We start from the raw sequence: 4683 nt of genomic DNA, 5'->3' as shown, positions 1-4683 counted from the left end.
TTAGCAGGATTTGTTTGAACACCTACAAATTCAAAACTTTCTCTATGATAAATACATTTCATCTTAATACACTTATCCTCCACTAAAACATTCCAAAAAATTAAAATATTATAATAATTATTAAAAATATAACTTTACATTGTCTGTTACTGGTGCTCCGAAAAGAACTGTGAACAGCAAAATTACCTTAACTTAGCGCAAAAAATATCATCTAGTGTTCGAATTTTTTAAGGCATATCAAACAACTATTAACGACAAGGAGCTTACCATACTGGAAAGCCATGCCAAGTTCAAAAAACAATATCTGCTGCAGGGAGATGATGTATTTATCTTATGTTTGTAATCTCCGCTCTCAAAAAAGAAGGAACTTTTCGATGCAACAAACTATTCATAAAAATTACAAGATTGCCGCTTACCTAATCTTTACAGCATCAGCAGTTACATTAATAAATCATTTTCTTCATTATGCTGATAATATTACCACGGGTACTCTGGCACTCGAAACAACACTCTTAATTGCTGTTTTGGGCTATTTTGCAACGTTAGGCAAGGATTGGCTAAAGTGGGTTCTTACTTTTATCACTGTAATTAGTGTGTTTGCATTACAGCCAATTTTAAAGGAATTTGATACTTATCCAGTATATGGTATACTAAGTGTTATTGCTTGTGTTCTACAGATCATAGCCATGCCATTTTTGTTTTTGGCGCCTAAGGACATCGTTAAATAAACTTTTCGCCCAAAGCGGTTATAACCAAGGTTCTTTCACCTCCATAATTACGATGCTCGCAAAGATATATACCCTGCCAAATACCCAGTGCAAACCTTGCGTTACGAATGGGTATAGTTACTGAGCTACCCAAAATTGACGATTTTAAATGAGCAGGCATATCGTCAGAACCTTCATAGTCATGCTCGTAATCAGGATCATCTTCCTGAACCGTCTTATTAAAGAAAGTTTCAAAATCTTTCCGGACTGTCGGATCCGCATTTTCATTAATAGTAAGGGAAGCAGAAGTATGTTGAATAAATACCTGGCAAATCCCGGTTTTTAATAATTTAATTTCTGGGAAGGCCGCTTCTACTTCATCAGTAATCAGGTGAAACCCTCTTTTTCTTGCTCGAAGCGTTAATATTATTTGGAAGATTTCCATAAATAATGATTTCATGTTAGCACTAAAGTAGCTATTTACATCTGAGAATATCAGAGGAACAACTTTAGAAGTAATTCCTGCTTTAAGAGTAGTTTTAAAATAGCAAGAAAATGAATGTTGTAATAATTTTTGATATATCAGCTAGATTAGACGAGTTGAAATTAAAGGTTATTAAAGTAGCTGGAAATCAATTAAGAAGTTATATCATTTACCCAAACACTCCATGTGGAAGCCAAATGATACGCTTCAATCTGTCAAAAACGAATTTACGCAAGCCATTGATGAGGTGAATGCTTCCAGCGCTGATAAAATCTTAATTGAACGATTAATCGTCGTCTCAGCAAATTCGTGGATAGGCATACCTGGTACTTCCTCTAATACTCTAATATCGAATTCTGAAACATATTGTTCAGAGATATCTCCATCGACATTTTGTGCATTAGTTTCAATTACCTCGGCTGACAATTCCTCAATATCAACAACCTTATCTTTTAACGAAACCCAACACTCGGGCTTTTTACACCATTCTCCAATGTTTGTTCCTGCTTTGATTGGTGAATTTATATGATCCCAGACAATTGGCATCATCCTGGTCAACGCAAGAGTTAATCCCTCAGATATTCTTTGATTTTCCCAGATATAATCAAGTGACAGTCTTTTATTGGTTTTATAAGATATCCAGGCAATCAGATAAGAGACCATATTAGCCTTATAACCTCCAAGCTTCTCCCTTGCGACAATAGCGTCAATATCTTTGAAAAGAATAGCTTTCGCTATTAGGTAGTGATAATAATCCTTGTCAATAACCGGCTTTTCATTTTTTATCTCGTCGATAAATATTTTAAAATTGTTTTCAGCACCTTTTGATACATCATATGGTTTCTGTTGCCAACTCATTTCATATTTACCTATATCCGGTGTGGTGAATTTTCGGTTTTTCGGATATTCTTTATCAAACTTTTTGGACTCTGAAGTTGTGAGTTTTGCCTTATCTTCAAGATACTGACCTCTTGTCCGCTCAAAATACCATTTTGATGTCGCTCTTCCACCTGTTATAGAAGGTATCCATTCTGACCTTGAAAATTGTTGGATATTTACGAAAAACTCTGAATTTACTTCAAAGTCTGAATCTTTGATTCCTGTCTGACTGTTTGCGTATTGTGAAATATATCCAACAATCATATCCATTTCTTTAACATTTTTGATTTTGGAAATTTTCAGCTGCACAAATACTTTCGACAAATCAATTCCCTTTTCTAACGAGGTAGCAAAAATAGAAGCTGTTGTTTGTCCTCCATTAACTATTTGCCAGTTTTCAATTTTTGTTATATAAGGAATGTTGGCTTCATACTGAATATATACGTTTTCAGCTGTCGTAGATATTCCATTATTGTAAGAAAGAAACATATCTGAAGAACTAATAATAGTTTTACGAATCCCACGATTAACTTTAGTCTTAAATTGTAAAAAATTTCTTACATTTTTTTCCAGAATTCCCTGACGGTATTTTCCATATATCTTTGCCAGGATATTGGCAGGCAAAATTGCAAGATAACAGTCTACGTTATCACTCACGCTATCCATGGACAGACATTTAAGTTTATAATTGTAGTCGGAAATAAAATCAATTTCAATAGGCTGTTTATCGCTTCTGATCAGGTATTGTTGATATAGTCTTTCTATATCCCATAATTGAAAATCAAAATATATATTTCTCTCTTCCCCTGCTTTTGGAATGGTCTCAGTCGATGCCTGTCCATTTGTAAAGACAAATATGCGGACATTTTTTACAGTCTCTTTTGTCTGCTCAATTATTTGAACGAGATCAAAAACTATGGTTTCCGACTCTTCCACTTTTCCCAAAAGCTTACCTTCTCTTGCTGCCCAGAAAAAATTCTCGGCTTTTTTAAAGGCATCTTCAACATCCTTATCGGAGACCCTTTGAAGTTTTGCTTCTGATTTAAAAATTGTTACAAATAAATCAACAACTTCATTTTCTTCATCATAGTTCCAGGCGTTTATCTTAATTCCACGAACTTTGTAATGACATAATTCTGCAGCAACAACATCACCTGAATCAATAGTGTATTCCAATATATCCTGTGTAACTGCGTCTTCCTGAGAAATTTTCTCATCCTCTACGGCCATTAGCGCATACTCAAGAAAATCAATGGCAAAATCTGAAAGGGTCATAATTTATATTAGGTTTATTATATCTGTTTTAATTTCGAATTCTGTGCAAGCCGATACCATAACTGTGTACTTAATATCACCTATCCCTAATGGAATTTTAGTGTTTATCAAACGAGGAAAATCATTTCTGACTTCAAAAGCATTTACCTGGATTAATGAAAATCCAGTCGTATACTTCTCTGAGTGTGACATATAGTAACCGTATTTGGCGAGCTTAATTTCGAATTGTGATAGGGCAGATAAATCATTCCGGATCATATCGAAAACCTCATTCACAAAGGCTGAAAGGTTATCAGAAGTTCTATTGTCATGAACATTAATTATAAATAACACCAGATATAAGTGTTTTAATCCTGTATTATCCAATTGTTTTTCTGATGAAACGGTAAATTTCCAGGGCATTTTTCCCGAAGTGGCTTTTATTTCAACGGCCTTCTCATCAATTTGAAAATCATGGTTTGTCCGATTCCCACCTGTCCAGAAGATCAAAGCCTGGTCAGGAGGATAAATTTTTAAAAGATAGTTTTTTAGAAATGTTAATTCGCCAAAAAGTCCTTTCTGCTCGGCAAGGGTTAACATTTTATCTTCTGAACGTTCAAAAAATAATTTCCACTCAGCTAAAACTTTAATCAGCAAGGGATTAAGATGTAGTCTATCCTTAATTCTGGTAATATGATCACACAAATCAGAAATCACTAATTCAAAAACACCTTCAGTTTCAGGAATTGACTGTGTTAATTTCAGAAATTCTGAATTTTTAAAAGATCCAATTGAGGAGATAACGCATGAAATTTCAAAACCTCTGAACCGCGGAAGATCATTTGTTTTAACCAACACATCTCTCTCCAGCTTGACATATAGTAGCCGTATCTTTCTTCTAAAATCAGTCGCCAGAAAAACAGAAAAGGCACCGCTTGAAGGAATCTTTCTGGCAATCAATCCCCTATCCGGGTAACCAGCTGATTCTTCATTGATTGATTTCCATATTTCCCGATAATTAATCATCCTCGCTCAATTCAAGTTCTGCATAAACCGAATTAATTACATAATTTATTGGAACGGCCGTTTCGGACGCCGGCCAGCTTATCGCAAATCCCACGGGTTGTTTTTCAAACCACATGTTTTCCGTCTTCGCTTTGTCCGTAATATTCAAGACATAGATCATCAGTAATGGTCTATGTTTTCTGGGGGCTAGACCTCTTATTTCTATATTGGATAGGCTATTGTTTTCGATGTTTTTTCTTTCAATAGTATTAAAATCCTCTATTTCATCCTTTGGATCAATCATTCTTTTTATGAACAAACTATTTGCTCTTTCATCTTTAATAGATCGTGAAT

6 protein-coding genes are annotated in these 4683 nt (G+C 34.6%); 2 read left to right on the top strand and 4 right to left on the bottom strand.

Features of this window, described 5'->3' with window-relative positions; genetic code table 11:
* Positions 1-214: 214 nt before the first annotated feature.
* A complete protein-coding gene (locus AC1DG9_RS25515) occupies positions 215-343 on the top strand; it encodes a hypothetical protein (RefSeq protein ID WP_477622919.1) in 129 nt (42 codons plus the stop codon).
* A gap of 31 nt (positions 344-374) precedes the next feature.
* The gene (locus AC1DG9_RS25510) at positions 375-728 is read left to right on the top strand and encodes a hypothetical protein (RefSeq protein WP_337717691.1); all 354 of its coding nucleotides are present in this window, start codon (positions 375-377) and stop codon (positions 726-728) included.
* Here the strand turns inward: AC1DG9_RS25510 and AC1DG9_RS25505 are convergent.
* The 4 genes from AC1DG9_RS25505 to AC1DG9_RS25490 all read right to left on the bottom strand — a co-directional run.
* Positions 721-1152, bottom strand: a complete 432-nt coding sequence (locus tag AC1DG9_RS25505; RefSeq protein WP_337717693.1) for a secondary thiamine-phosphate synthase enzyme YjbQ — start codon at positions 1150-1152, stop codon at positions 721-723. The two genes, AC1DG9_RS25510 and AC1DG9_RS25505, sit on opposite strands and share 8 nt — an antisense overlap.
* 246 nt (positions 1153-1398) lie before the next feature.
* Complete coding sequence (locus AC1DG9_RS25500) at positions 1399-3345, bottom strand: AIPR family protein (protein ID WP_477635509.1); 1947 nt, start codon at positions 3343-3345, stop codon at positions 1399-1401.
* Positions 3346-3348: 3 nt separating this feature from the next.
* Positions 3349-4350, bottom strand: a complete 1002-nt coding sequence (locus tag AC1DG9_RS25495; RefSeq protein WP_337717697.1) for a PD-(D/E)XK motif protein — start codon at positions 4348-4350, stop codon at positions 3349-3351.
* On the bottom strand, positions 4343-4683 hold a 341-nt coding region (locus tag AC1DG9_RS25490), incomplete at its 5' end, for a hypothetical protein (protein WP_477635508.1). The genes AC1DG9_RS25490 and AC1DG9_RS25495, both read right to left, overlap by 8 nt.

The sequence above is a fragment of the Pedobacter sp. 05L430 genome (assembly GCF_056397585.1).
Note: the sequence above shows the minus strand (reverse complement) of the source record. Positions and strands in the feature narration are given on the sequence as shown.

Coding starts and splice junctions, on each gene's coding strand:
- AC1DG9_RS25500 (WP_477635509.1), bottom strand. CDS start 3,345: ATGACCCTTTCAGATTTTGCCATTGATTTTCTTGAGTATGCGCTAATG.
- AC1DG9_RS25505 (WP_337717693.1), bottom strand. CDS start 1,152: ATGGAAATCTTCCAAATAATATTAACGCTTCGAGCAAGAAAAAGAGGG.
- AC1DG9_RS25510 (WP_337717691.1), top strand. CDS start 375: ATGCAACAAACTATTCATAAAAATTACAAGATTGCCGCTTACCTAATC.
- AC1DG9_RS25495 (WP_337717697.1), bottom strand. CDS start 4,350: ATGATTAATTATCGGGAAATATGGAAATCAATCAATGAAGAATCAGCT.